23 protein-coding genes are annotated in these 26,200 nt (G+C 44.0%); 13 read left to right on the forward strand and 10 right to left on the reverse strand.

Going from position 1 to position 26,200, the window contains the following annotated elements:
• Nucleotides 1–100: 100 nt before the first annotated feature.
• The 6 genes from ACSAZL_RS05485 to ACSAZL_RS05510 all read left to right on the forward strand — a co-directional run bounded on the left by ACSAZL_RS05485 (nt 101) and on the right by ACSAZL_RS05510 (nt 8,544).
• Nucleotides 101–586, forward strand: a complete 486-nt coding sequence (locus ACSAZL_RS05485; RefSeq protein ID WP_440947705.1) for a hypothetical protein — start codon at nt 101–103, stop codon at nt 584–586.
• 11 nt (nt 587–597) lie between these two features.
• Nucleotides 598–2,472: an outer membrane protein assembly factor BamB family protein gene (locus ACSAZL_RS05490; RefSeq protein ID WP_440947706.1), complete on the forward strand. Its 1,875-nt coding sequence runs from the start codon at nt 598–600 to the stop codon at nt 2,470–2,472.
• Nucleotides 2,473–2,676: 204 nt separating this feature from the next.
• Entirely contained in the window at nt 2,677–3,543 is an 867-nt protein-coding gene (locus ACSAZL_RS05495; RefSeq protein WP_440947707.1) for an ABC transporter ATP-binding protein, read from the forward strand.
• An 11-nt stretch (nt 3,544–3,554) separates the two neighbouring features.
• On the forward strand, nt 3,555–5,831 hold the full coding sequence (locus ACSAZL_RS05500; protein WP_440947708.1) for a M1 family aminopeptidase: 2,277 nt from the start codon (nt 3,555–3,557) through the stop codon (nt 5,829–5,831).
• Nucleotides 5,824–6,597 (forward strand): hypothetical protein, encoded by a 774-nt coding sequence (locus tag ACSAZL_RS05505; RefSeq protein ID WP_440947709.1) that lies wholly within the window; start codon nt 5,824–5,826, stop codon nt 6,595–6,597. Before ACSAZL_RS05500 ends, ACSAZL_RS05505 begins: the two co-directional genes overlap by 8 nt.
• Before the next feature lie 561 nt (nt 6,598–7,158).
• Nucleotides 7,159–8,544, forward strand: a complete 1,386-nt coding sequence (locus ACSAZL_RS05510; protein ID WP_440947710.1) for an MATE family efflux transporter — start codon at nt 7,159–7,161, stop codon at nt 8,542–8,544.
• 729 nt (nt 8,545–9,273) lie between these two features.
• Here the strand turns inward: ACSAZL_RS05510 and truD are convergent.
• From truD to nifS, 6 genes are all read right to left on the reverse strand, one after another.
• Nucleotides 9,274–10,590 carry a tRNA pseudouridine(13) synthase TruD gene (gene truD, locus ACSAZL_RS05515; protein WP_440947711.1) on the reverse strand — a complete coding sequence of 439 codons (1,317 nt, stop codon included), beginning with the start codon at nt 10,588–10,590 and terminating at the stop codon, nt 9,274–9,276.
• A gap of 181 nt (nt 10,591–10,771) precedes the next feature.
• Nucleotides 10,772–12,022 (reverse strand): transglutaminase-like domain-containing protein, encoded by a 1,251-nt coding sequence (locus ACSAZL_RS05520; protein WP_440947712.1) that lies wholly within the window; start codon nt 12,020–12,022, stop codon nt 10,772–10,774.
• A gap of 149 nt (nt 12,023–12,171) precedes the next feature.
• Nucleotides 12,172–12,519: a peptidyl-tRNA hydrolase Pth2 gene (gene pth2 / locus ACSAZL_RS05525; RefSeq protein WP_048140301.1), complete on the reverse strand. Its 348-nt coding sequence runs from the start codon at nt 12,517–12,519 to the stop codon at nt 12,172–12,174.
• A gap of 261 nt (nt 12,520–12,780) precedes the next feature.
• A complete protein-coding gene (gene mptN / locus ACSAZL_RS05530; protein WP_440947713.1) occupies nt 12,781–13,761 on the reverse strand; it encodes a tetrahydromethanopterin:alpha-L-glutamate ligase in 981 nt (326 codons plus the stop codon).
• A gap of 154 nt (nt 13,762–13,915) precedes the next feature.
• Complete coding sequence (gene nifU / locus ACSAZL_RS05535; protein ID WP_440947714.1) at nt 13,916–14,305, reverse strand: Fe-S cluster assembly scaffold protein NifU; 390 nt, start codon at nt 14,303–14,305, stop codon at nt 13,916–13,918.
• 140 nt (nt 14,306–14,445) lie between these two features.
• Nucleotides 14,446–15,651, reverse strand: a complete 1,206-nt coding sequence (gene nifS, locus ACSAZL_RS05540; protein ID WP_440947715.1) for a cysteine desulfurase NifS — start codon at nt 15,649–15,651, stop codon at nt 14,446–14,448.
• A 278-nt stretch (nt 15,652–15,929) separates the two neighbouring features.
• Between nifS and ACSAZL_RS05545 the strand changes: the two genes are divergently transcribed.
• The gene (locus tag ACSAZL_RS05545) at nt 15,930–16,373 is read left to right on the forward strand and encodes a CidA/LrgA family protein (RefSeq protein WP_440947716.1); all 444 of its coding nucleotides are present in this window, start codon (nt 15,930–15,932) and stop codon (nt 16,371–16,373) included.
• Nucleotide 16,374: 1 nt separating this feature from the next.
• Nucleotides 16,375–17,091, forward strand: a complete 717-nt coding sequence (locus ACSAZL_RS05550; RefSeq protein WP_440947717.1) for an LrgB family protein — start codon at nt 16,375–16,377, stop codon at nt 17,089–17,091.
• Nucleotides 17,092–17,866: 775 nt separating this feature from the next.
• Here ACSAZL_RS05550 and ACSAZL_RS05555 read toward each other — a convergent pair.
• Nucleotides 17,867–18,271, reverse strand: coding sequence for an FxsA family protein (locus tag ACSAZL_RS05555; RefSeq protein WP_440947718.1), 405 nt, complete (start codon nt 18,269–18,271; stop codon nt 17,867–17,869).
• 921 nt (nt 18,272–19,192) lie between these two features.
• Between ACSAZL_RS05555 and ACSAZL_RS05560 the strand changes: the two genes are divergently transcribed.
• Nucleotides 19,193–20,380, forward strand: a complete 1,188-nt coding sequence (locus tag ACSAZL_RS05560; protein ID WP_440947719.1) for a tetratricopeptide repeat protein — start codon at nt 19,193–19,195, stop codon at nt 20,378–20,380.
• Between the two features lie 258 nt (nt 20,381–20,638).
• Here ACSAZL_RS05560 and ACSAZL_RS05565 read toward each other — a convergent pair whose 3' ends face one another.
• Nucleotides 20,639–21,421 (reverse strand): metallophosphoesterase, encoded by a 783-nt coding sequence (locus tag ACSAZL_RS05565; RefSeq protein ID WP_440947720.1) that lies wholly within the window; start codon nt 21,419–21,421, stop codon nt 20,639–20,641.
• A 420-nt stretch (nt 21,422–21,841) separates the two neighbouring features.
• Here ACSAZL_RS05565 and ACSAZL_RS05570 point away from each other — a divergent pair, with 420 nt between their 5' ends.
• From ACSAZL_RS05570 to ACSAZL_RS05580, 3 genes are all read left to right on the forward strand, one after another.
• Nucleotides 21,842–22,231, forward strand: a complete 390-nt coding sequence (locus ACSAZL_RS05570; RefSeq protein WP_440947721.1) for a hypothetical protein — start codon at nt 21,842–21,844, stop codon at nt 22,229–22,231.
• A gap of 233 nt (nt 22,232–22,464) precedes the next feature.
• Complete coding sequence (locus tag ACSAZL_RS05575) at nt 22,465–22,758, forward strand: hypothetical protein (protein WP_440947722.1); 294 nt, start codon at nt 22,465–22,467, stop codon at nt 22,756–22,758.
• A 405-nt stretch (nt 22,759–23,163) separates the two neighbouring features.
• Entirely contained in the window at nt 23,164–23,502 is a 339-nt protein-coding gene (locus ACSAZL_RS05580) for a hypothetical protein (protein WP_440947723.1), read from the forward strand.
• A gap of 352 nt (nt 23,503–23,854) precedes the next feature.
• Here the strand turns inward: ACSAZL_RS05580 and ACSAZL_RS05585 are convergent, their stop codons facing one another.
• Nucleotides 23,855–24,079, reverse strand: coding sequence for a hypothetical protein (locus ACSAZL_RS05585; protein WP_440947724.1), 225 nt, complete (start codon nt 24,077–24,079; stop codon nt 23,855–23,857).
• A gap of 190 nt (nt 24,080–24,269) precedes the next feature.
• Here ACSAZL_RS05585 and ACSAZL_RS05590 point away from each other — a divergent pair, with 190 nt between their 5' ends.
• Complete coding sequence (locus tag ACSAZL_RS05590) at nt 24,270–25,322, forward strand: tetratricopeptide repeat protein (RefSeq protein WP_440947725.1); 1,053 nt, start codon at nt 24,270–24,272, stop codon at nt 25,320–25,322.
• A 125-nt stretch (nt 25,323–25,447) separates the two neighbouring features.
• Here the strand turns inward: ACSAZL_RS05590 and ACSAZL_RS05595 are convergent, their stop codons facing one another.
• Nucleotides 25,448–26,149 (reverse strand): DUF434 domain-containing protein, encoded by a 702-nt coding sequence (locus tag ACSAZL_RS05595; protein ID WP_440947726.1) that lies wholly within the window; start codon nt 26,147–26,149, stop codon nt 25,448–25,450.
• Nucleotides 26,150–26,200 lie beyond the last annotated feature (51 nt).

Below are 26,200 nucleotides of genomic sequence, written 5' to 3' on the forward strand. Positions count from 1 at the left end.
TTGATTTTTTTACAGAAACATTATATGATTTAAAATTTCTTTTCTATTTTGTAATGTACTTGATTTCTTGTATTCGACATTGACCATCGGAGAGGCTTTCATGAATAAAACATGGGTAGCAGTAATCGTATTTTTCTTATTTATTCTAGGAATTCTCGGAACATTTTACGAAAACCAGGTTGAGGCAGCTGCTGATCTGGTTCTTACCGGCCATCTGAGTTATACGGACGAGGAACTGGAGGAGCTATATGAAAAATACGATATTACTGAAAATGACCTCAAATTTGCCAGGGGAGAACTTCCAAATTATCTTGAAGGCACGGTTTTTAAAAGTAACTCCAGCGTTCTGGTCACCGAGACAGGCGAACCTCCGGAGGGCTCGAAAGAAGGCGTAGATTATGATGTGGTAATGAGCGAACAGGAAATGTCAAAAATAATGGAGGAGGCAAGGGAAGCCTATCTCGAAAAATACGGGGTAGACCCTGCAAATCCTAAAATAGACGAGGTCGATGGCTACCTTATTCCTGTACAGGAAGCAAGAAAACTCGTGTTTCTTAATATGCTGGGGGAAACGGAATTAATTTGAGGGAAGCCGTGATGAAAAAATTGCTATGTATTACACTATTTTTGTTTACTTTTTTATTTGCTTCTGTCTCAGCTGCTTCAGCAACCGAGATTATTTTTGATATTGAACACCACCACCTTGGGGATGGTTTTAAAGAAGACTTAACTCCGGCTGAACCTGATGGGCTGTCTTATACGGCGACTTTCACTCTGGATTCAATGGATATAAGAGATGCGGAACTCACATTGACAGTCAAAAGTGTTGTTCCCGGGCCAACAGACGAATTTTTAGATAAGGTGTATCTCAACGGACTAGAAATAGGAATCCTTAACGACTATATCCCGGAAAATACTTCGGATTCCGAGGTAGTAAACATCACAATTCCTGTACATCCTGCATTTTTCAATCCCGGAAACAATAACATCAGAATCAGCTCCGGGAATAGCACGGAAGGCAGTAATTACGACGACTTTGAGTTTTACGACCTTACGCTCCATCTGAGTGAAGCAGACCCCATAACCCTTAACCCGCCTTTGAAAGTTGCCTGGACTTACAGGCTGCCCTGGAAATATGTGTGCGAGAAACCAATTGTGGAAACACTTGTTAAGGACGGAATTCTCCTCCTTAGCGGAGAGTATGAAGAAGGCCTTATAGCTGTGGATGCAGAAACAGGGGAACCGTTATGGGATAAGGAATGGAGTGCCAGACTGGTGTATAAGGACGGGGTTCTGTTTGCTGTGCACTCTTCAAATATTGATGCACTGGACGCAAAAACCGGTGAACTGTTCTGGAGTAAGGAGTATTCAGACGTATGGTGGAGTACTCCCGTTATTTTTGGAGATATATTGTTTTTCAGCACGCCTGAGGACAGGTATGTAACTGCCATTTATGCTGAAAACGGTACTTTGAAATGGAGATATGAATTCAACATTACTTCATTTGAAACTGGGGGGAGTACCTATTATCGGATGTCAAATCCTCTGGTGAATGGAAATATCCTTGTATCCAGATATTATGCTTCACATTCCATCTATACAGAACCAATCGCGATAGATCCTGCTGAACCAGAACCGGAAATTGAGGAGCCTGTAGTCGAAGTGGGTTTGGTTGCCCTCGATGCAAAAACGGGAAAAGAGATATGGAGGTACCCAAATTTAGGCACGTACTCCTACGATCCCTTCATTTACAAAGACCTTATCTATATTGAGGATGAGGGGACTATTCTTGCTTTATCCGCTGAGTCGGGTAAGATCGTCTGGAAAACAAACGTTGGTGAATGGGCTGATATTGTTGAAGTAAAAGATGGCGAAATGCTCGTTAATTCCGGCAACTCTGTCCTGTTAAATGCAAGTAACGGAGACATTTTGAAAGAACTCCCCTATTCACAATTTCCGGTTTCGTCATCCGTGATTACTGAGAAATATGTATATTCCACAGATGGATACAAAATAAATATTTTTGATTCCATCGCAGGAGAACCTGTATGGAGCAGCAGTAGAATAAAAGGCACGGCTGTCTCGGATACAACCCTCTACAAAGACAAACTATACCTGGTTTCAACCGAGGGGGTATTGTATGCCTTCGAGCATGGGAAAGAAGGTTTGCTCTTTACCCGGGGGCTCGAAAATTCTGCTACTCTTTATCTCCCTCCTATTGCTCTTGCTGTGATGCTTCTCCTGCTGGCAGTACTTCTGAGAAAGAGCGATAACAGGTCTCTTGTCCTTGGCTCTTGGCTGATAGTTTTAGCAGGAGTTCTTTTGCTCTCGCTTAAAGTTCTTGACCCTTATACCTGTGCCTGGAGTTTACTTGGGTTTCTGGCTATTCTGGTCTTCTTTTTCTTCGTGCCTTTAGCTCTTCTAGCTGGCATTGCGTTCCTTGTCTCCGGAATCCGGAAGAGGAAGAGGTGAAAGAGAAATAAACAATGTGGAATAGGATAGCAAAATTAGAGTTGCAATTGATTGTCAGGTGCTTTTGATTTTTTTACTGAATATGATTTTTTATCGCCATTTATTTATAATCTGAGAAAAGACTGTCCTCCATTATTTTCTCTTTCATTTTTGTCGGTGTTTGAGTAGTTCACTTATCTGATTCGGGGAAACGGTGAATAAATAATGAAAATTGAAATTAAAAATCTGTCAAAGGCATACGGACCGGAGAAATCCGTGCTTTCAGGAATCAATCTCGATTTTCGACCTCCTTCCATTGTTGGATTAATTGGACCAAACGGGGCAGGAAAGACTACTTTTATGAAAATCCTTGTCCTCCAGCTCCTTGCGTCTACCGGGGCAATAAAAATTGACGGAGTGGATATAGGCAAAAATGAGAACTACCTTAAGAACCGTCTTGGGTACCTTCCCCAGGAATTTGGCCTTTATGAAGAACTGACCGTATACCAGTTCCTGAATTATATGGCGCTTTTAAAAGGTCTGACTTCAGGAAAAAAAGAGCGGATTGAAAGTTGCATCGACAAAACCGGGCTTTCCGAAAAACAAAATGCAAGAATAAAAACTCTCTCAGGAGGACAGAAACAGAGGGTTGGGATTGCCCAGGCTCTTTTGAACGATCCCGAACTTCTTATCGTTGATGAGCCTACTGTGGGCCTTGACCCGGCCGAGCGAGTAAAGTTCCGAAACCTTCTGACCGAAAATGCAAATCACAGGCTTGTACTTCTCTCAACTCATATTATTGAAGATGTGGAATCGATTTGCAACCGGCTGATTATCCTGAACAGGGGTGAAATCCTCTTTGACGGAAATCCTGTAGAACTGATAAAAAAAGCTGCAGGGCATGTAGGTGTGCTCGACTCGGACTGTGAAGCTGGTCCGGATATTGAAAAGGGTTTCATAGTGACTTCAAGGCTTATAACAGAAATCGGATCCCAGTACAGAATTGTCGGAGATAAGCTTCCTTCCGGCATAAAGCCCGTGCCCCCTTCGCTTGAAGATGCTTATATGTATTTGATTACACAGAGCGGATGAGAGGGCGTAAAATGGCAAATCGAATTCCTTTTTTGTCAGGTTTCTTCTTTCTTTTCAATGAAATCATGCTGACTTCCAGATCAAAGCTGGCACTGATATCCATATTCTTACCCGTTCTGGCTACAGTTCTGGGACTGAATGCTATCGATTATACGAATGAGCGGAGCCTGATGGGGCTTGCAAAAACCTCTTTTACCGTAGCTCTCGGACCTGCACAATACGCAGCAATAGCCGGATCCCTCCTCTTTGCAGTGCTGACGCTTATGCTGCTCAGCAAAGACCACCGGCAGAACAGCACGAGCCTTTTGAATACTTCCTGTAATTATTCTCAGTTGCTGGTGTTCCGTACGGCAGCAATTCTCTCTTTGGGGATTTTTACGGTAGTGCTGGGGTCAATTGCCTTATATGCAGTCCAGGTTTTTGTCCTGGAAATTCCATTTGATCCCGGAGTTTCTCTGTCCAGTCTGCTGGTAATTACGCTTGCAGGAATCTTTTTTACAGTCCTGATCTGCAGTGGACTTTACCTGATTACGGAAAACCTGGATATTTCTTTTCTTGTATACTGTATTCTTTTTTTCATGAGTATAGGCAGCTCAAATTACCTGTTAAAATGGGTTCAGACTTCGGCAGTGATGTATTCGGACTTCGGAGGGCTCCTCCCGGTTTTTAAGTTTGTACTCTACAACCGTCTTCTCTGGATTTTTGTTTCTACCGGAATTTTTACTTTAGGGCTGCTGTGCAGAAGACGATATGAATCAAATCTGGTTTTGTCTTTGAAGCTCAATGCAAAGCAGTTCTGGATTCCTTTTCTGGTCCTGCTGCTTCTGGGCGCTTCTCTGCTGGTCTATATCAACGAACCTTATATTAGCCGAAATGACAGTGTGTTCGAAACCGAACTTAAGGTAAACGAAAACGTAAAACTAACTCATGTTTCCTCTAATGTTCAGTTCTTCCCTGTAAACCAGAGCCTTTCGGCCAGGGTACTCTATGAATTTGAAAAAGAAGCGGGTACTGAATATATTGATTTCGTCACAAATCCAGGGCTTCATATAAATAGACTGATTGTAAATGGAGTTGAAGCTCCCGCTTCCTATAAGATTATAGAAGGAACGGACAGGATACGTTTGGGAGTCCCTGCCGAATCCAGAAACGTTACCATAGATATCAGCTACGCAGGCAGCCTCAAATCTCCTTTTGTACCTGGCTTTCCGGGTTATATTTCGGAGGAGAGTATATACCTGCTGGAAAACTCCCATTGGATTTTTGAACCCCTGACCGGTTCAAATGAGATGATAGGGATCGAGGGTTCTGTCACGGCTCCGAAGAACCTGGTAATGGTCGTTCCCGGGAAGTTAACCGGAGTTCTGGAAGAGCATGACCGAAAAACCTGGGAATACAGTGCTCTTTCCAATGATTTTTCTCCCGGAGTCTTTGCAGGGAACTACGCAGTAAAAAAGCTGCTGGCTGGCAATACTGAGATTGAGTTCTATTACAGTCCGAAACACAGGGCGTATATAGAAGCCCTGGGAATTGAAAACTATTTAATAAATATTGTTTCTTATTATGAAAAAAACATAGGCAGTTATCCGTATCAGGAATACCCTTTAAAAATAGTAGAAAGTTCTATCTACAAGACCGGTGGGCATTCAACCCTGAATATCGTAACGGTTTCAGAATATGTGTTTAACAGAGAACTGGATAGGAAAATTGGAGGAGATTCCGACAGCCTTTCTCCCGATCCCACCTTTCTTGAAGACATCACCTTTGTTGGGGATATGGACCTGTTAGCCCATGAAATTGCTCATCAGTGGTGGGGGACGGGAGTTCTCGTGGAGGAAAACTCTCCCTGGTCTTCGGAAGGGCTTGCAGATTACCTGGCCTACAAATACGTAACAGATGAGTTTGGTTCCTATGCATCGGCGTATTTCCTGGCAATGTGGAGAGGTGGGGTCGACTCTATGGAAAACAGTTATTATTATGCGAATCCGAAAATGCTGGAAAACCTGCCTGAGAAGCAGAGACAAAAGTATGAGATGGAAGCTCGAAAAGTAGAGCTATATTCTAAGATGCCTCTGCTCCTGTTGAGAGCTGAAGAGCTACTCGGGGAAGAGTCATTTTTTATAGAGTTATCGGATGTTTATGCGGAGTACAGGTTTAAACCCCTCTCTTATGAGGAATTCCTTTCTTCAATAGGGTTGAGTGAAGCCGAGCTTGATGAGAATCCGGTAAAAGGGGGAGGAACGGAAGCAGAAATAACTGCAGAAGAGGGGGTGGTTTTAGATGAATAAGCTCACAACAAATAATTTCCCCAACAATACTTTCCATAAGCTGTTGAGAGTCTTGAAATATGAAGTTTTGAGACTGGCATATAATAAAAAATATTTTTACATGGTCCTCATCGAGTCGCTGTTTGCCTCTTACATCCTGACGAGTTTTGTATCCGGGGGAACAGACGGGACCGCTCCTTTCTCAAAATGGACGTATTCGGAATTCCTCTCCCTTATAGGACCACTTTTATCCGTTATCCTTGTCCTTCTCTGCATGTCCGTTTTTTCGGAAAAGGAAGTTGCGGTTCGAAATATCATATTCTCTACCCCGCTTTCCGAGCCAGAATATTATCTGCTAAAAGCCTTGGCAATCACGGTTGTTTTCGTATTTGCTGCTTTTTTTCCTCTTTTATTGAGTTTTGTATATTATGTCCGGTACTTTAATTTCTATGATTATGCTGAGTTCATGCTGCCCTTGCTGTTATTCCTGTTACCTTCCCAGATCTTTGTATTGGGGCTTTCTCTGGCGGTCGGGAGAATCCATTCCAGACTGCTTTACCCTCTTTTGCCTCTTGTGCTGTTTCTTGGATTTTTTAATCCGAGGCTCCCTTCATGGTTTGATCTTTTCGGAAATAATTTCCTTTCGTGGCCACTACGCTGGCATCTAGGGGTCCAGGAGGGTCCAATACCTTATATTCTGCCCGATGATTTCCTCTATAGCAGATTGATTTTCACATTTATGGGCGTTTTTATGTTTGCATTCGCCTGTAGAAAGTCTAAAACCTGAGTCCCGTCGTCTTTTTCCCAGTCTCTTTCTATGGAACTTATCCCTGAATTCGAGGAGAATTTACCAATTTTATTTTTTAGTTAAAGAAGATCTTATATAGTAGTTAGCCTAAATAACCACCCCTTTTTTTATTTATGGTGAGCAAAAACGGAATATTTCAGGTTTCTTGAAATTGTGGACCGTTATATCAAAAAAATTAAAGAATATAAATTTTCAGAGGGATGCAGCGATATCAGCTGTAATGTTTCCTCTATGTCAGGAAAATTAATTTCCTGAGCAATTACACGATTTTCCAACTGGCAAAGGCCATGGAAAACCCCTTGCCAGCAACATGGTTTCTAAAATTGTGGAATAAGCCCTGTTGAAAGCAAAAGCTTCCCAAAAGGACGGAAGAGTCTACCTGCTTGAGCTCGCCGATAAAGGAAAAAAGGTAGTTTGGACCAAATACTGAACCGATATGAGGTTTTTTGAAATGACACGGAAAGTTCTGGATGGAGATAAATTTAAAGTTTTGGTGAGAATCTTTGAGAAAATCGCTGGTGGGATTGATGAGGAAAAAGTATGACCGATGAACGGGAAATGAGGTCTGAAAGTCTCGGAAAGCTTTTCCTGAAATTCGTTCTCCCGGCAATCATCGGGTTGATTGTTGCCGGGATCCAGGGAGTTATTGACGGTTTTTTTGTCGGGAATGCTGTGGGCAGCCAGGGGCTTGCAGGTATAACTCTTGCGTTTCCTGCACTTCTGGCCATAATTGCTGTGGGACAGCTGATCGGGATCGGGACTTCAAGCCTTGTGGCCCTGGCCCTTGGCAGGGCTAATCGGCAGGAAGCCCTCAAGCTCATACATAATGCTTTTCCCCTGCTCCTGCTTGCGGGAATAGGTCTCACCGCCATCGGGCTTGTCTTCTCGGGTTCTTATCTTCGCCTCCTGGGAGCTTCTGGCCCGGCCTTTGACATGGCAAATAGTTACCTTAGAGTCCTATTCTCAGGCTCGGTACTCCTGATTCTTTCCATTGCTCTCGATCCCCTGGTACGAAATGATGGGAAACCAAGACTTGCTATGATATCTGTCGTGGCGAGTGTTCTCATAAACATGGTTCTTGACTACATATTTGTCATGCGGATGGAAATGGGGGTCACAGGGGCTGCCGTAGCCACAGTAATTGCTTTTTCCTTTTCCGGAATTCTGCTAGCCCTATATTTTTTCAGCGGATGGGCCGGGATAAGGCTAAAACTCCGGTCCCTCTCTCTGGAGTCGAGAATAATTCTCAGAATCATGAAAACAGGCCTTCCTTCCTTTGCAATGCAGTTTTCAACTTTCGTCCTGCTCATTGCGAACGAGTACATGCTGCTCAGTTATGGCTCGGAACTCGCAGTTTCAGGCTATGGAATTATCGGTTATATTTTCTCGATCTTCTCCCTTATCTTTGAAGGAATAGCAGTAGGTGCCCAGCCCATAATCGGTTTTAATTACGGGGCCCGTTGTTATTCCCGGGTTGCAGAAATCTTGAAGATAGCTGTAATCTCCTGCCTCGCAGCCGGAGTGATTGGTTTCGTGCTTCTTTTCATGTATCCGGAACCATTTATCCTCATTTTCAACCGCGACAGCCCCGAACTCCTGGAAATTACTCTTAACGGCATGAAGATTTTTGTGTTTGCCCTTCTTACCCACGGGACGGTTATGCTGGGTTCCGTATATTTCCAGTCGATAAATAAAGTCAGGCAGGCTCTTTTCATCCAGCTCGGAACGGTTTTTCTCTTCCTCCTTCCCCTGCTCTGGATTTTACCCACTTTACTGGGCCTTGAAGGAGTCTGGCTCGCAACCCCTGCTGCGGAATTCCTGATGTTTATGGCCGTAATGGGATTGCTCTGGAAGGAGTTTGTTTTTCTCAGGAATGGAAAACATGTAAGTAAGGAAGATAACTGCCTTGCTTCTGAGGTTGCATAAACTCCCAACAACTAAAATGGGCTTTCATGCCCCTGTGAACCTTGCCTCAGGACTCCCTGAATAAGGAAGTTAGGGATCACGGTGTCAAAAAGGGACAAAAACTACATCACCCTTTTTCCGAGTCCATCATAACCAGACATTCTCATTGCGGGCATAGATACATCAGGGGTTGATCACGGATATCTGCCTGATGGCTATAATTTAGAAAATCATCAATGTAAAAAGGCCTCACAAAATTAAATTGTTCAGGCACGCAAGCTAAAAAACAGAGAAATAGCAACGTTTTATGACAAAAACGTTGCTGTCATATTACAGTCTAAAAATTTCAAATGTTTTAAATTACATGACATATTAGAGGAAGAAGCAGAGGAGGTATTTGATGACACATCAGAAGAAGAGACATCAGAAGAGAAGGGAATAGAAAGCGCATCAAAGACGGTATTTGGAAAAACAACAAAAGAAGTTTTAGTTCCGTATTCTCAAACAGTTTGATTTTTAACCTGCAATTCTCCTGGATAAAGGTTTAAATATCTCCCGGAATATGGAGTTCAAGAACCCAAACTTCAAGGGGCAAAAACGGTATCTCAATTTCGTTGAGTTTTGGTGGGCACGGTTTTTGGAAACCGGCTGCTTGCCTGATAAAAAGAGTAGAAAGCTGCTCTACTTAGCAGCCTTTTTTTCTGCGGGCTGATTTTTCTTTAGTCTGGTTTGTTTTGAGTTCTAAGTATATCAGCTCATCTGCAGCGGGTCTACTTTCATGTATTCCCGCAGCACGGTTGTAGCATAACTTCCCTTGGGGAGCATGAATTCCAGAACTGCCTTTGATTTTCCGGGGTTCAGCTCGTCCTCTGCAACCTCAAACTTCGGTTCAACCTGCAGGAGGACTTCCCTGCGGGTGCCTTTCGAACTCATTTCCGGGAACTCTTCTACATTAAAGCCCTCAAGAGAAACTCCAAGTTCTTTAAGGACTTTACTTTCGATTTCTCCGGGAACCCCGGATGCAAATTCAGTATTAAAACCCGGAAGAGGAGCGGTTATGAAGGCTCTTCCGTGCTTTATCAGGCGGTTCATTGCGTTTACGGTTTCAGAGCTGACTTTTTCAGTCTTTGAAGAGTCCGGAAGCCCGGCTTCGTTCCTGAAGCAGACGATATCCCCTTCCACTGCCTTATTTAAGGGGATGCCGCTTTCGATCCTGCGGCAGAGGATCATATTATAAATATAAGACTGGTAGGCGTGTACGAACATCCTGTACAGGTTTTTAGGGAGCACGCCGAAGGCTCCGGAATAGTCTTCCGGGTTTGAGATCAGGTGGTTCATCATTGCCCTTTCATGGCCCAGGCGGAGGGGATAGGTTTTGAGGCCTTCCCTGAAGTCGCGGGTCTCCTTCACGAACTGGCGGGCTGCTTTTGTCTCCTCGGGTTCTTCCGGGAAGGGTTCGGCAATGTAGAGCATGGCAGCTTTTTCAAAGTCTCCTTCAACAATGGCTTTTCCTACCAGGTGAGTCACGGGGCGGACAGAACCGAAACGCTGAATCCCGAAGAAGTTCGGGACTCCTCCCTGGGCCAGGACTTCACTATTTGTTTTCTCGAGCATGGCTCCGGTCTTTTCGGGAGAACTGGCTATGTCCCGGATTGTAATTACGAACTCATTTCCCCACAGGTCCCCCAGTTCCACGGACTTCCGGGAGCGGCCCAGGACTTTCAGCTCCACGTCTTTTAAGTGGATTTTTTCAATTTCCGGGGCATCAACATCAAAAATGCTGATCTTCTGGGTGGTGAGAGCTCGCTTGTCTTTTGTGCCTGCAACACTTATCCGCTTCTGGCTTATCTGCAGGATTTTCGCCAGGGTCCGGGTAAAGTGGTGGGTATCCCAGTCGCGTTTTGTGAGTTCGAGGATCAGGTACTTCCCATCCTTTCCTTCCTCTCTATTCGTGATCTCTTTGACAATAAAATCCTCCACTTCCTGGCGGAGTTGCCCTCCGAGGCCTTCGGTATCAGTGGAGTACAGATTTATTCCAATCTGTTTTTCAATTTCTGGAACTTCCATGGGTTGCAAACACTCCTCTTTATAAACAGGTAAAATTTAAGGCTGGATTTTTTGAACATGAATTAAAAAGGTAAGAGCTGCTGATTAAAAGGTAATTGGATGATTATCTGATGCAGACCCCCTCCCCATATATATTTTCTTCCTGACAGCGGGAGAAGATTCTTAACATCTTTAACTTATCTCAATCCCCGGGACTGATATCAATCACTTTTACGCTGCTCGTGTTTATGAAGGTCCAGCTCCTGTAAGTTTCATTTTCCCCGACTGCCTTGACCTTTGTCTGGGCTGTTTTTCCGGGAAGTCCGCCTGCATAAAGGCTGGAAGTCGGGTCGAGCATAAGCCAGGAGCCATATTCGTCGGTCAGGTAGTTTACGTCAACATTTCCGTAATAAGCTCTTACTCCTTTAACTTCGGCTTCAACTGCGCTGGATCCGTTCCCGATGTAAGCCGCTGCAAAGGCATGGTTGTCTGTCAGGTAGACCCGGGTAGTACCTCCCACAGCTTCGATCAGGGATGAAAGAAGAATTGCCTGATCCTCACAGTCTCCGGCTCCTATCCTCAGAGTGACATTGGCTGGCTCCCATATGTCATTACCCCTCGGGTCACTCACATATTCGATATCTTCCTTTACCATGTCAAAGAGGGCGCAGACCTGATATATATTGTAGGCTCCGGGATATGAGCGGGCTACTTCGGCTGCTCTGGCCCTTACGTCCGGTTCGGACGGCTCTACAAGTCGATTTATTGTTTTAAAGTAATAATCAGGATTGTATCTGTATTTCGGAGTAATTTTTTCGGGCATCGGCTTTAGATCGGTTACTATTCCGTTCATAAAATAGGGCTCATATTCGTGCCATTTCCCTTCCGAGGTCGAGGCGAGTAGCCAGAGGACTATGCTGATGCTGGCTTTTTCTTCTTCAGGGACCTGAACTGCAATTACTCCGAGATTTCGCTCTTCCCCCGGAACAATCAAAACTCCGCAGTCTTCGGAATAAATCCGGCTTGTGGAGGCGTTAACCGAAACTCCGTACCTGTCAATAAAGATCGGGTTTCGGCCTTCGTTTTTAATGCCGATTTTAACATAACTTACCCCTCCCTGGTAAAACTCCGAGGTCTGATAATTGCTACTCAGAGAAAAACCGGGTTGCAGCGGGGTTCTCAGGACTGGAGTAAGTTCTTTATTTGAAGTGGAGTACGAAGGGACCGCAGGAAAAGTAAAAGAAGCTATGTCAGGTATGAATGCCTCTTCAGAGATTTCGGACTCTGCACCCAGTCCAAGATAACCTTTTAACTCATTCGTAAAATTGCCAACCGAGTCCGAAAAGAGAAACCCGGTAATTGTAACAAGTACAAGACAAATAAATAGGACCGCAATTATCGAGGGTATATTTTTTTCTGGTGCGTTTTTTTCTGAAAACTCCGGGTTATTCATTGACACCCTCCTGAATAGAATAACAGGCAGAACTTTTTTCTGTCCGTGAAAATATCTCTTCAGGTATCCTCTACTCTCTTTTTTATAATGGTTTTATAATGGGTTCTACTCTCTTTTCTATAACGGGTTCAATCCTTTTTGCAGGGCAATTAAACAAGTTTGAGATCCCGCGTAACCTTGTCTATAATCTCTTCTTTTGCCGGACCGATTCCGAGCACCGTGACTGTCCCGGGGGGAATTTCAGTAAGGCCCGCGTCCTGTATCAGGGCTGTCGGAAGCCCTTCCCGCCTTGCTTTTTCCTTAAGCTCATACAGGTCCTTAAGGGTGGGAACTTTCAGGACAACTTTTTTTTGTCCTCCTTCCTTCCATTTTTCAAGGTCGCTCTTGCTAGCCCATTCAGCCGCAGAAAGAGCGGCATGAGCCACCTGTACGGCAAATTTACCTTTGGAAAGTTTCAGGTCGTCCCGGGTAACTATACACTGTTTGTATTCGCTCATCCTTTTCCTCGGGCATATCAAGGTCAACCTATATCTTAAATGTTTTCTGTGCAGCCTTTCCGGGCCGAGTTTGAGAGTTTCTTTCAGGTTTCCTCAGAGTCTTTCTAAGATTTACGGATCTCGGATAGCCTACAGATCTGGAATAGTTTGCAGATCTGGAATAGTTTGCAGATGTTGGGATGCTTAACAGACTTGAGAATACCTCTATTTAACATCTTTCTAAAATATGTTATACTATCTTCCTTAACATTTATAGCTATTTCATAAAATATTTTGCAGGTATTCCAGGATATATTCGGCGGGGTTAATTCCCCATGCATCAAAAATCCCTTTTCCTGAAGGCGTTCCGTTGACTTCAAGTATCCTGAAACCCTGTTTATTGTCAGTGCTTCCATCTTCAGTTTTTTTATTTTCACTGTCCGTTTGAACTTCGGCCCCTTCTATTATATCAATACCTGCAAATGTCGTGCCTACTGCAAGGGCAGCTTTTTCCGCAATTTCTTTCTGTTCCCCTGTAAGTACACATCGGTCCGCACTTCCTCCCTGGCTGAGGTTATTTACCCAGGAACCCGCAGCAGCTTTTCTGTAAATTGCACCTATGGAAGTGCCTCCCACAACAAAAGCCCTTATGTCCCTCCCCGGATTTTCTATAAACTCCTGTATATACAGCATTCCCCGCTCTTCAAGCAGTTTTTCAAGAGTCGCTTCCACAGGCATAGGCTCCGTTTTTCGGTCTGAAAACCGGATTTCTCCGTCCTTTATCCTTGCAATATCTTTTCCCTTGTACCCAAAAACAGGTTTTATGACGGCATCTCCAAAACGGGATGCTACCCTTAAGGCTGCCTCAACACTCTGTACGGCTACAGTTTCAGGTACTGGCAACCCGGCTTTTGCCAGAAGATAAGAAGTATGGTACTTGTTTGCCGCATTCTGGACTGCTTCCGGAGAGTTTATAACCGGAACTCCTCCTGCCTCCAGTTCCCTCATGATATCAAACCTGAAAGACACTCCTTCAAAAGCCCCTGCTCCCACATCTCTGACAATAAGGGCATCAAGGTCCGAGAGCAGTATTTCTCCTGCTTTAAAAAAAGCTGCCGTCCCGGAAGTTTTTGAACTTATACTGACCTCTGCTGTCCTGAGGTCAAGAACAAAAGGAAAAAAGCCTTTTTCCTTCGCTGCATTGATGAGTGCCCGGGCTGTCCAGTCTTCCGGGTCGGTGATCGCGATCCCTATTTTTTTCATAGGGTATGATCTGGTACCCTTATGATCAAGTTTACGATAAAGATCCTCGGGAGACGTTTCATGAAATATATTCAGGGGACTTTAGATTAAAGATACTAAGGAGACTTTACCTGAAAGGTATTAAGTAGACTTTACATGAGTTTCTGCGTTTCTTTCAGGCCTGCTCCGGAAGAGGTTCAAGCCCCTGCTTTTTGCGGTAGTCATTGATTGCCCTGTGGGTAGCTTCCCTGGACACTACCGAACACTCCAGTTTTCCCGGAGGCAGGCCCTCAAGCGCTTCAGCCACGTCTTCGTTTGTAAGCTCCCAGGCTTCTTCAAGGGTTTTGCCTTTTATCAATTCGGTTGCCATGCTGCTGGATGCGATTGCTGCTGCACAGCCAAATGTCTTGAACTTTACATCTTCAATCCTGTTGTCCCGGATTTTCAGGAAAATTTTCATCTGGTCCCCATGAGGGTTTCCGGCTTCTCCGATGCCGTCGGCATCCTCTATTTCCCCCACGTTTCTCGGATTCATAAAATGGTCCATCACCTTTTTATTGTACATAAAACTCCCTCGCTTTTCCCTGATTTCCTGAATTGCTGTCGTTTTCTAAGAATTCTCGGTTTCCATCAGCCGTATTTTCAATTTTCATGAGCTGTATTCCCGACTTTCGTCAGTCAAAACTCTATGTCGTTTCCATATGCTTACGTGCCTCTATATTGTTTTTCACATTCGCTTTCCGGCCTGTAGAATGGAGATATGGCCCTCAATTTTCCAACGACCTCAGGCAGCACTTCGAGGACATAGTCGATATCTTCTTCGGAATTTGCATCCCCAAGGGTCAGGCGCAGCGTGCCCTGGGCGGTTTTCGGAGGTATGCCTATTGCCCTTAACACATGCGAAGGCTCAGAGGAACCCGAAGAGCAGGCGCTGCCTGTTGAACAGCAGATCCCCATCTGGTCAAGCATAAGCAGCAAGGACTCTCCTTCGATATGTTCAAAACTGAAGTTCAGGTTCCCAGGAAGACGTTTTTCCGGATGCCCGTTGAGCCTGCAGTAAGGAATTTCAAGGATTCCGGCCATGAGACGGGCTCTCATTTTCCTGAGCTTTTCATTATGTGTTTCGATGTTTGCAGTTGCAAGTTCTATCGCCTTTCCCATGCCTACGATCCCTGCAACATTCTCCGTCCCCGCGCGTTTTCCCCTCTCCTGCGCGCCCCCGTGCATGTAATTGTCAATTTCTGTCCCTTCTCTTATGTAGAGGGCTCCGATCCCTTTTGGCCCGTAAAATTTATGCGAGGAAAGGGAGAGCATGTCCACATCCTTATGTTCTCCCTGCAGGTCAAGGGGGACCTTCCCTATTACCTGTACGGCGTCGGTATGAAAGGGAATCCCGTGTTCCCTGGCAACCTTCCCTGCCTCTAAAATAGGCTCGATTGTCCCGATTTCATTATTGGCATACATGACCGAGATAAGGATGGTATCCTTTCTTATTGCGGCTTCCACCTCTGCAGGATCCACAAGCCCGTATCGGTCCACAGGCAGATAGGTTACGTCAAAGCCCTTTGTTTCCAGATACTCGCAGGGGTAAAGCACTGCATGGTGTTCGATTGGCGTGGTGATTATGTGCTTTCCTTTCTTCTGCCTGGCAAAAGCAGTGCCTTTGACAGCCCAGTTGTCCGATTCGGTTCCCCCTGAAGTAAAATATATCTCTTCGGGCCTGGCCCCAAGAGCCTTTGCAAGCTTTTCCCTTACAGTTTCCACAGCTTCCCTGGCTTCTCTCCCGATCGAGTAGAGGGAAGAAGGATTGCCGAAATGTTCTTTCAAAAAAGGCAGCATAGTTTCAACCACTTCCGGTTTTGTGAAAGTGGTAGCGGCGTGATCCATGTATACTAAGCGCTTTTCTCCCATCAGAACACCCAATGAAAATAGGAGTTTGCTCGATATGAATTTATTGTGCGCCCTTTGAAAACGTCAGTTGGTACCATGAAGGTGCCGAAGATATCGGAAATGTGAAAGTTATGAAGGAAAGTACATGGGGAAGTATCCGAAGGAAATATTTGAAGTCCGTGTATCCCGGTTGTGCCAGCTGTCCGGATCACACTGCAAATAATTTTCCAATCACTAAGAAGGTATTTATATTCCGATTTCTTTAGTCCAGTTCCAGTCAACAGGAGGCAAAAAAGGTTTTGCTAAAACAATTTTCGATTATTCTTGGCATATATTTTCTGGGCGAGTTCCTTCAAAAGGTCTTCGGATTGCCTGTTCCGGGCAATATCCTGGGCATGTTAATCCTTTTTTTCGGCCTGTATTCGGGTGTTATCAAACTTGAAATGATAGACAGGATCAGCGATTTTCTGCTCGAAAACCTGGCTTTTTTCTTCCTTCCGGCAGGAGTCAGCCTTATAACCTGCTTTGCTGTGCTTGAAGGAAAATTGACCGCAGTCATCGGGGTTTCCGTTATCTCGACGGTGATTATTCTGGGAGTAACCGGGCTGACAGTAGAGTTTGTCAAAAAGTTCCTCCAAAAAAGGTCTGAGAATGTTTCTTTCTCCGGAAAAGGAGAAAATAAGGTAGGGAAAGTTCCTGAAAATTCACAGGTATGCGAGAGACAAATGAAAGAGGTGAGCTGAAATGCAGGCCGGTTTCCTGAATGAGTTTCTCAGTACTCCCCTTTTTGGAATTCTCCTTTCTCTGGCCGCTTTTCAGATAGGGACTCTGCTCTATAAAAAAGCCCGTTCTTCGGTCTTCAATCCTCTCCTTATAGGCTTTGTACTCGTGATTTTTTTCCTGCTGTATTTCGGGATAGATTTTGAAACCTACAACATGGGCGGAGAGTATATTTCCTTCTTCCTCGGGCCTGCAACCGTTGTCCTTGCCGTGCCCCTCTACAAGAAAATCCGGCTCCTGAAAAGCGATGCTCTTCCCATAATTACGGGCATAAGTGCAGGCTGCATTGCGGGTATCTCAAGCATCTTTATCTTCTCCAGCCTTTTCGGGCTTGATGATGTGATAACCAATTCCCTTGTCCCGAAATCCGTGACCACTCCCATTGGAATGGAGATATCAAAACAGATCGGAGGCCTGCCTGCAATAACCGTGGCTGCAATTATAGTAACGGGAATCATAGGGGCTGTGCTTGGCCCATTCATCTGCCGCTGCTTCCGCATAAACGATAGTGTTGCAGTCGGCATTGCAATCGGCACAGCTTCCCACGCTCTCGGGACAACGAGGGCAATAGAACTCGGGGAAACCGAAGGAGCAATGAGCGGGCTTGCAATAGGAATTGCCGGCTTGATTACAGTTTTTCTGGCACCGCTGTTGCTTTATGTTTTCTCATTCGCGTTCTAAGATTCGCAATGTGAATCGTAAGGGTGCCTCTTATTAAAGGAAGATATTATTTCTTAATATCCCGGTCTTTTCCCTCTTTTTATAATGTGCTGAACAGAATCGAACTTGGCCTTCCGGCTAGCTGCAAAAAAAGAAAACCTGAGCTCAATAATGGTACGATATGTAGTAATCGAAAGCTAGACGAAGTCTGCCATGGGGTTAAGAAATACTTCTTCTGACCACGGAACAGTTTTTTAATCTCTGCTTTATAGGATGACTCCGCCAGCTTGTCTGGCGGCCCTGAACAAAAGAAGGCAAAAGAAGCAGATAGTTATCGATTTTCCATGTTACTTTTACCTATTACTTTTACATATTACTTCCTTGCAGATGTCATCAGTCTTTTTTAGCTGATGGCCTGTTATCCTTCTTTATTCTTCTTTTTTTCTCTTCCTGGGGAAGACCTCTCTCCTGCGTCTCTTTATTTTACCATTGTTTTTAAGTTAGTCCTCTTGAGCATAGCGAAAAGGACCGCGTACTGCAGAGCCGCAACTCTGCCGGGACAAGAACGGTTCAGGATAGCGAATAATGTTGCAAGGGTCAGATAGACCTGTTATTTTAGTTCGCCTGAGCGAATTTTACTATTCAAACTACAAATTAGCCCTCTTGAGTACGAATGTCTATAAAAAATCCACACGTAGTTCTCTTGAGCGCAGCGAAAAGAACCGCGTACTGTTGCGATTACATCGCAACTACAGGAAAAATCTATGGTTTTTCTGTCCCGAGGCGCAATTCTGGGTTACCTGAAATCCGTGTACACCCGCATCTGGAAGCTGCCCTGCTCTATTTTTTTCCTGATGATTCCTTTTGCAATTCCCACATAGATTTCTCTGATTGGGGGAATTAACATGGAAAAACCTATGGCATCGGTTAGAAAACCGGGGGTCAGGAGGGCAAAGCCCCCGATCAGGACAAAAAGCCCATGCAGGAGTTCGTTTCCCGGCATATATCCCTGTCTTGTTGCATCCTGGATCTGGTTGAGTACCCGAAAGCCCTGGCTTTTTGTCAGGTAAGCTCCAAGGCTTGCAGTAATCAAAATAACAAGCACGGTGTTAAAAGCTCCGATTATGCCGCCTATCTTAACCAGGAGATAAATCTCCACAAGGGGAATAATCAGAAAAAGGGAAAAGAGTTTGAGAAACATGGTGGTCAGTTTCAGAGATCCTTAAATGGTTATTAAGCGTTTATTTGTTTTTTTCAGTACTGAGCATTTCATCTTAAGTTTCTAAGTAGTAAAGAGAGTATAGTTCTCATATATTGTTTTTTTGGAGCCTATGTTTTTTGGAGCTTAATCCTGTAGCTTCGAGACTTTATAGGCAAAAAGAATCGAAAATAAGAATCTAATTAAGGCTTTTTTGAGACTAATGCCTTCCCACCCTTAAAGCAATTGAATTTACTTCGGGTTGACCGGAGAGTTTTTTCCTGTTTTTTGCTTTTACATTTCCTCTTTTGAAAACCTGTAATTTTGAAATTAACTTTTTGACCCACAAAGTAAGCTGCAATCTAAGCAATTAACCTGCAATGTAACTTGCAATGTAACCTGAATATAAAACGAATTTTATCCCTAATTTAATACGAAGCGGTAATTTTTCAGTGTTTGATTTATGCTTTATTCGAAATTTTTTAAGTCCCTTCTCATCGAGACAATACTATCATTCGATATGCTTTTCTTTTCCATTCGTATTTTTATTTATCTCTTCTTCAATTTTTCAATCTGGTTCATCGTATCATTTTTTATGTTTTTATATATCTTTATATATTTTTATCGTTTCTCCTGTCCTGAATCCTTGTTTTTTATCCTGCGAAATCTATTTTTTTACGAAAACGCTGTCGTTCAATGCAATCGACTGTTTTATTTTGGGTTTCAAAGGGATAAGGTGTTATATGATAATTGTAATATTATACTGGTTCTCATATGCACTATTCAAACACTAATATTATGTCGGATAGTCTTACGCACTATTCACTCACTAATATATTCAATTAATTGGAAAACTATACTCCGGATGTTACACTGACAACCCCCCTAAATCAATTAACACTCAGTTTTCTGAGGTGCCGGATAATGGACTTTGAAGCAATTGACGATTTCGTATACGAAGTAATTGGAACAATCGGATCCGATCAGAAAAACCTCTCCTATGCAGTCGATTTTGCTCTGGAAAGCTCAAAAGAAAAAGCTTTTTCCCCACAACTCTTACTTGACCTCTCCAGGGCATGCAGGCAGCAAAAAATGCATATGGAAGAATACGTTTTAGCAAAGGTCTGCTTAATGCAGGCTTCCGGGAAACTCCGCGAAGATTCCTGCTATGCGCTGGGCATTGCAGCACATGTACTGGGCTTTTCCCCTGAAGCCGAAGCAAGCTACTGTGAAATTCTGAGCGAAAACCCTGAAAATGCAGATGTAAGATGCGCTTATGCTGAACTTCTTTTAGAGCTCGGAAGGATTCGGGATGCAGAAAATGAGTATAAAACCGTACTTGAAACCTCGCCTGAAAATGTAAAGGCAAACGCCGGGTACGCTTACCTCCTTACCGAATACGGATATGGAGTTGAAGCCGAAGAGTGTTACCTGCGAGCCCTTACCGGTAACCCGGACTATGTCCCTGCCAGAGGCGGATATGCAAACCTGCTCTTTGAGCTTGGAAGACTCAGGGACGCCGAGAAAGAGTACAGGCTTGCCATGAAGCTGGATCCTGAAGACCCAAGCCTCCACCACAACTTCGGTGTTTTACTCTCTTTCCTTGGACGCTCTTCGGAAGCCGAGGTCGAGTACAGGAAGGCTCTTTCCCTTAACCCCAGGCACAGGAGAACTCTTTTCAACTACGGGAACCTCCTCGCAAGGGAAGGCAGAGTCTCGGAAGCCGAAGAACAGTATATGGAAGCCCTTGCCCTTGACCAGAACGATGCAAAAGTTCATTCCAATTATGCAAACCTTCTTGCCCGCTTCGGAAGAAGGTACGAGGCTGAACTGGAATACAAAAAAGCTCTCAGTCTTGACCCTGAAAGTGCCGAAGGGCATTACAGTTACGGCAATCTTCTCTCGGAACTCGGGCGCTTCCCCGAAGCGGAGGAAGAATACAAAAAAGCCCTTGCTCTCAACCCTTATTATCCCCCTCTCCACTACAACTACGGTCTGCTCATGAGAAAAATGAGGCGCTTTGACGAAGCCAAGGTGCAGTATACAAAAGCAATGCAGCTTGATCCGGATATCGGGAGCAAAATGACCGAGACCTGGATTATTCTGGACTAAGGATGATCAGGAAAATGTTTCAACTTAACAGGATATTTTAACTTGACAGATGTTTCGACTTAATAGTTTCAATTTAATAGGCTGATTCAACCGAACAAAACAATTTATTATCTTGGTATCCAGACAAAAACGATTAACAATCCGGCATTATAAGACTCCAGTTTGAAGTAGTGACTCAGCTGGAGCGATTTTTATTTTTCCCGACTTTTTTGCTTTAATCAGATTGTGTCTTTACCTGTACCGGCTGAAATTTCTGTCTTATCGGTCCCGGTTTATAAAGGTAATAATTTTTATTTCTCCTTTCTCGATATAAGCAAAAGCAGCAGCATTTCCGAACCCCACATAATCCGGGCAGGAAAAAAGGGAAAGCAGTTTCCCATCGAACCACCATTCGTATCCTGTCCTGAGGGCTGTGTGCCCTCGTACAATCCTTTTCAAACCATTAGTTTCCAAAAAGCCATCAACGATATCCGGCCCGAATTCTTTAACTGTAGAACCTCTTGATGAAGAGCTCATCCCCGGACGTTTTGAGGGGTCATTCCACAGATAAGGAAAAGCCCCTTCTTTTGTGATGGTATCGATACTTTCGGTACCATTGATTCCTCCGTGTACGCAGAAGGTCTGTCCAGAGATCACCGCTGCTACCGGCAGCCTGTCATATGTCCTGCTAATATCCAGGAGAAAACCCCGGTCAAAACCAATTTCCTCGAAAAAGCCGTAATAGAGGTTCATATCCACGGTTTCGTGGTTTCCTCTGAGCAGGAAAATGTTTTGCGGCTCTTCAAGTTTCAACCGGAAAAGTATTATCAGGACTTCTGTCCCCTGCATCCCGCGGTCCACATAGTCTCCCAGAAAAAGCATTTGTCTGCAGCCCAGTTCTTCTCTCATTCCCATTACAAAGTCAAGGGCATCAAGGTCTCCGTGGATATCCCCGATAAGCATAATCGACTCCTCAGGCTTCGGGTCAATCCAGAGCACAGCAGGTTCGGACTCAAGTACGTTATTTATCTTCGGGAGGATAAGGCTAAGTTCTTCTTTCATTTTTGCTTTCTCAAGGTTATTTGCTGATGTTACGGAACCACCCCGATAAATTCTCTGATAAAATTTGCAGAAGCTCTAAAGACTTCCCGGAGGCTTCAAAGCCCGCCTGTCGGAAGTTTTTCTAAAGAAGCTTTTCTATCAACTAAGATGGATTTTTACTCGATAAGTATTTCTGAGCCAGGTCAAGATACCGAAAGGTCAGTCTGTAATTTTTATCCTATAATAAATTCCCGCATGAATGTGCAGCTATAAACCTGATTACCCGCATATACTGAAACAGGAAAAGCCAGTAAGTAGAGATGGCAGCAAGCAAAAAAGTCAGTTTAAGAAGAAAAACAGAAAGCAGGAAAAAACGGTAAAGAATAAAGAGCAAGATAAAGAGATATACTAAGTTTAAGGATCGAACGGGGGTACGGGAAAATGGAACTTGATATCAGTGAGCAGGACCCTGAAGAGATGGATCTTGCCGATGTTGCGCTTGAGTACGAAGAACTTGTTTCTGCAATATCTATTCTTGAAAAGAGGCGGGAAGAACTCAGGACCCGCATTATGAATACCTTTGCAGAAAAGGAAATTGATGTCCTGAGAGTGGGGCATGTGGAGCTAAAGCGGCAGAGGGTTGATTGGAAACTCTGGCACATCAGGAAGTTAAAGCCTTATCTTATGGAGCGTGAACTCTGGGATATTGTTGAATCGGTTGACAGGAAGACGCTCAGCACACTTATAGAGAAAGGTTTCCTGACCGAAGAGGAGCTTGAGGGCATGTATGATGTGGAAACAAGGTACAGTTTACATGTGAGCAGAGTTTAAGTTAGTGATCGGACCTTTGCTGCATTGGCTTTCAATTTGTTGCTTCATCTGGCTGACATGTCTGTCCGGAATCCGCGAGGTACAGGACGAGAATAATGGAAGATAACTTTCCGGACTGTTTTTCTGTTTTTGTCTTTCCTGCTTCTCCTGGCTCCTATTTTTTGAGACTATCTTCTCTAATTTATTCAAATAATTTAATATAGTTAATATTCTCTAACCAGACCATGGACACAATGAACCCGCTGGGCAATGAAATGGTTCCTATGCCCAAATACAATCTCATGTATAATGTCAATGCCAGAGTACCCCATACACAGGCGTCTGAGCAGTTTAATTATGAAAGCAAGATGTATGCCTACTATGATACCTCATCGAATGCAAACGTCACATTTTCATCTACTTGGATGCACGCAATGAATGGAATGATTTACAGGCTCTGTGGGGAAAAGGGGGAATCGTGCCAGCCTGTGCATGATCTCGCAGCCAGGGGCTGCAAAGTAGTTCAAGAATACTATAAATCAATGTAAGTATTGGCTTAGTAGATATTATTTTGTGTTACTTTTGCTTTTTATAAAAGTACGGAATATGAATACAGCCGAGTAATCATATGTGTATTTTCTGTCCAGACTATTGAACAATCAACGACTGGGGAATAATTTTAGACCCGAAAGAATTATGAAAAACAGATAGTTAAATGGAATGGCCAGAAAACTTATAAGGAGTTAGATAAGAGGAATTTATGGAGTTCAAGAGTATTTTCCAGTTAACCCGAACTCCATAAAATATGCCCTAAGAGACAGATTGATGGATGAAGATTACTGGTGTACAATCTGTGACCAAACTATCGAAACTAACAGAAATCATTTTTAAAATATTTTGTGCAGGATTAAATCCTGCACTTTATTTCATAGCGTGCTTGGAGAGCTTATTGAATGAAATCAAGGACAAAAACTTTAGCAGCTATTTCTTTTGCGGCTCTGGCAATATGCCTTATTTTCTTTTTGATGATTTATCAGCCTGGAGCAGGCATGTATGTCCGCGCGGATAAACTTCAAGATACGCCAGAAAAATACGTGGAATTCAGTTTAGCAGATATCGAGAAATATCCCTATGTCGAAGAAGCGATAAATAATCCAGGAAAAGATATTAAGCTCCCTTTTGATCATAATGAAAATATGACGGAGTTTGCTAACATCATGTGGGATAACAGGACTGAATATATAAAACTGAATAATGAGTATTATCATGTAAGTTATTACTCTGTTGATTAATCAAGTGGCGAAATAGTTAAGCACAATTAATGATACGCGTAATTTTTAACTCCTTTTCTCTTTGGCATGAAAATGCTCTCAAGCATTTTCATTTTTTGTACCTGTAATTCGAATATTTCATGTTTGTTTTTTGAAGAATTATTATAAGTTCTACAGGCTTTCAGAAACACTTAGAAGCGATCTTAAAATCAAATAACCCCTGTACCCTGATTGTTCTTTAATGTAAAAACGATCTATCAGACTTCCTGATCCCGGTACTTTCTCCAATAAAGAACGGGAATTAATTAAGCTTCATATTCCGAGTCATTAAAATGAACTACAGAACAAAAACTATTCACGGCATTCACTGCACTCAGGACAGAATTTGGGGATAAGTTAGTTTCATTCTCCAGATGAAACCTGAATCAGTCCTCCGGGTCACAATTGCCCGCTTACGCATAGCCTTATTTTTGTTGTTTTTTGCTTCCGCTTCTGCAAGCAATTCTTCGGGTGGCATGCCAGTAAAATTAACATACTTCTGGAAGCTGGGCAGATATGCTTTCTCGGTCTTTAGTCGTTTGTTAACTATTTTAGCCACTGTGCTACGGTTGGATCATTTCGCAGTTTGTCATAGGCTTCTATATTTTTATCTTTCTTATAAATATTATTAAACATTTATAAGACATATGATGTCTTGAAATTTAGTGGAGGACGAATATAAAAGGGTATTTATTTATAGCCTGCCAAATAAATTCACTGTAAAGGTAAAATTTAGGAGGTTTTTGGGCATGGAGATAGATGCCGTAGACAAGCTGGTTTTTCATGTAATCGAAAAGGTTGCAGAAGATGAATGTGCCCTCGATGATGTCGTTGAGTTTGTCATTTCTTTTTCCCGTGAGCACTCGCTTTCGCCAGAAACCCTGCTGAAACTTTCCTTTATTTTCGGCAACGATAAGATGTACAGGGAAAAGTACGTATTCGCCAGGGCATGTGCCTCCCTTTTCTCCGGGAAAATGCGGGAAGATGCCCATATGGAGGCAGGGAAAACAGCTTCTCTGCTGGGGCTTGGGGATCTTGCGGCCAGGGAATTTGAAGAGGTGATTGATGAAAACCCGGAAAATATAGAAGCTCTCTGCGGGTACGGAGCCATGCTCTCCAGGCTCGGGAAACTTGAGGCTGCAAGAGCCCAGTATGAAAGAGCCCTTGAAATTCACCCCTTCCATATTGATACGCTCTGCAATTACGGCTGCCTGCTTTTCAGGCTCAGGGACACAGATGGCGCCGAAGAAGCGTATAAAAAAGCCCTTCTCCTTGACTCGAGGCATGTGGGAGCTCACTGCGGGTACGGGATTTTACTTTACAAGCGCGGGCAAATAAATGATGCTAACTACCATTTTTCCCGGGCGCTTGAACTTGACCCCGGGCATGTGGAGTCCAATTTCCGCTACGCTCGCCTTCTTGAAGAAAAAGGGGAGCCACTTGAAGCTGAAACCTACTACATAGTAGCCCTCAAAGCTGATCCGGAAAACCCCAGACTTCACCTGTACTATGCCCGTCTGCTTGCAGAACACGGGATTGTCCATGGGGCAAGGGTGCACTACAGGTATGCCCTTAAAATCGACCCCGGAGATGTGGAAGCCCACTGCGAATACGCAGGGCTGCTTGCCAGGTTCGGGCACAGGCACGAGGCCGAAGTCCAGTACAAAAAAGCTCTCGAACTCGATCCCGGACATTTCGGAAGCCTCTGCGGATACGGGGATCTGCTGAAAGAAAAAGGGCAGTACGCAGAAGCCGAAGAAATCTACAGGCAAGCCGAGTATTCCAGGCGACATGCCTGGTAATAAATTATTTTTGATAACAAATTAAATGTCGATAGTAAATTAATGAGCTTACCTGTTCGGTCAGGTCCAGCTCCGGGCCGGTACGGAGCCCGGTTTGTACGGTTTCAGGTTAACAGATCCCTGATTCAGTATAGCCTCACGGGCTCAATTCCTTTTTTTTCCATGAGGCAGGCAGGAATATCCAGGACCTGAAGGACCGAGTCGATTACGATCCCGTCGGAGGTTGCGACAACAAGCTGTCTTTCGGGGTTTTCCCCTTCTGTTTTCAGATCGAAATCCGCAGTTTTTGAGGTATGTGCATCTCCCGGAATTCCCTGTTCTTTAAGTTTGCGGCGGATGAAGCCGGCAAGTTCTCCGCTCCGGCTGATCTGGGCATCAAGCAGGAAGGTTACTGACTTCGGACGAGCTTCGGAGAAAAATTCAAGAATCAGGTCCAGAGCTTCCTCTATATCTTCAGCCTGCTTCGCCTTGCTGAAATAGTAGCGGGTGTCCCGGATATATCCATCGTCGCAGAACCACATGGGCTCTTTTTTCAGCAGGCTATCCACGCTGAGGAGGACATTGTACCCGTCCAGAAGGAGGTCCCTGTCCCTTATGCCGTTGCAGGCTATTTTTTTCCTGATTCTGGAAACGATTTTGTCCGGGGGCATGATCACCCTTGTGAGAATATGCCGTTCTTCGGCACTGAGCTGGGAGTGGTCAGCCACAAAGCGGATGGTTGCAAATTTAGGATAACCCCAGCGCAGAATGCTTCTGATGTCTCTGGCAGGCTTCAGCAATTTTTCTTTCGGGGTGGGCTCGGAAAAAGCATCAGAACTCTCTTGCATAATTTCTCCTTTCAGGAAGGAAGTTCTTTAAATGAGTGAAGATATATGTTA

The organism is Methanosarcina mangrovi (assembly GCF_052057765.1).
Classification (GTDB): Archaea; Halobacteriota; Methanosarcinia; order Methanosarcinales; family Methanosarcinaceae; genus Methanosarcina.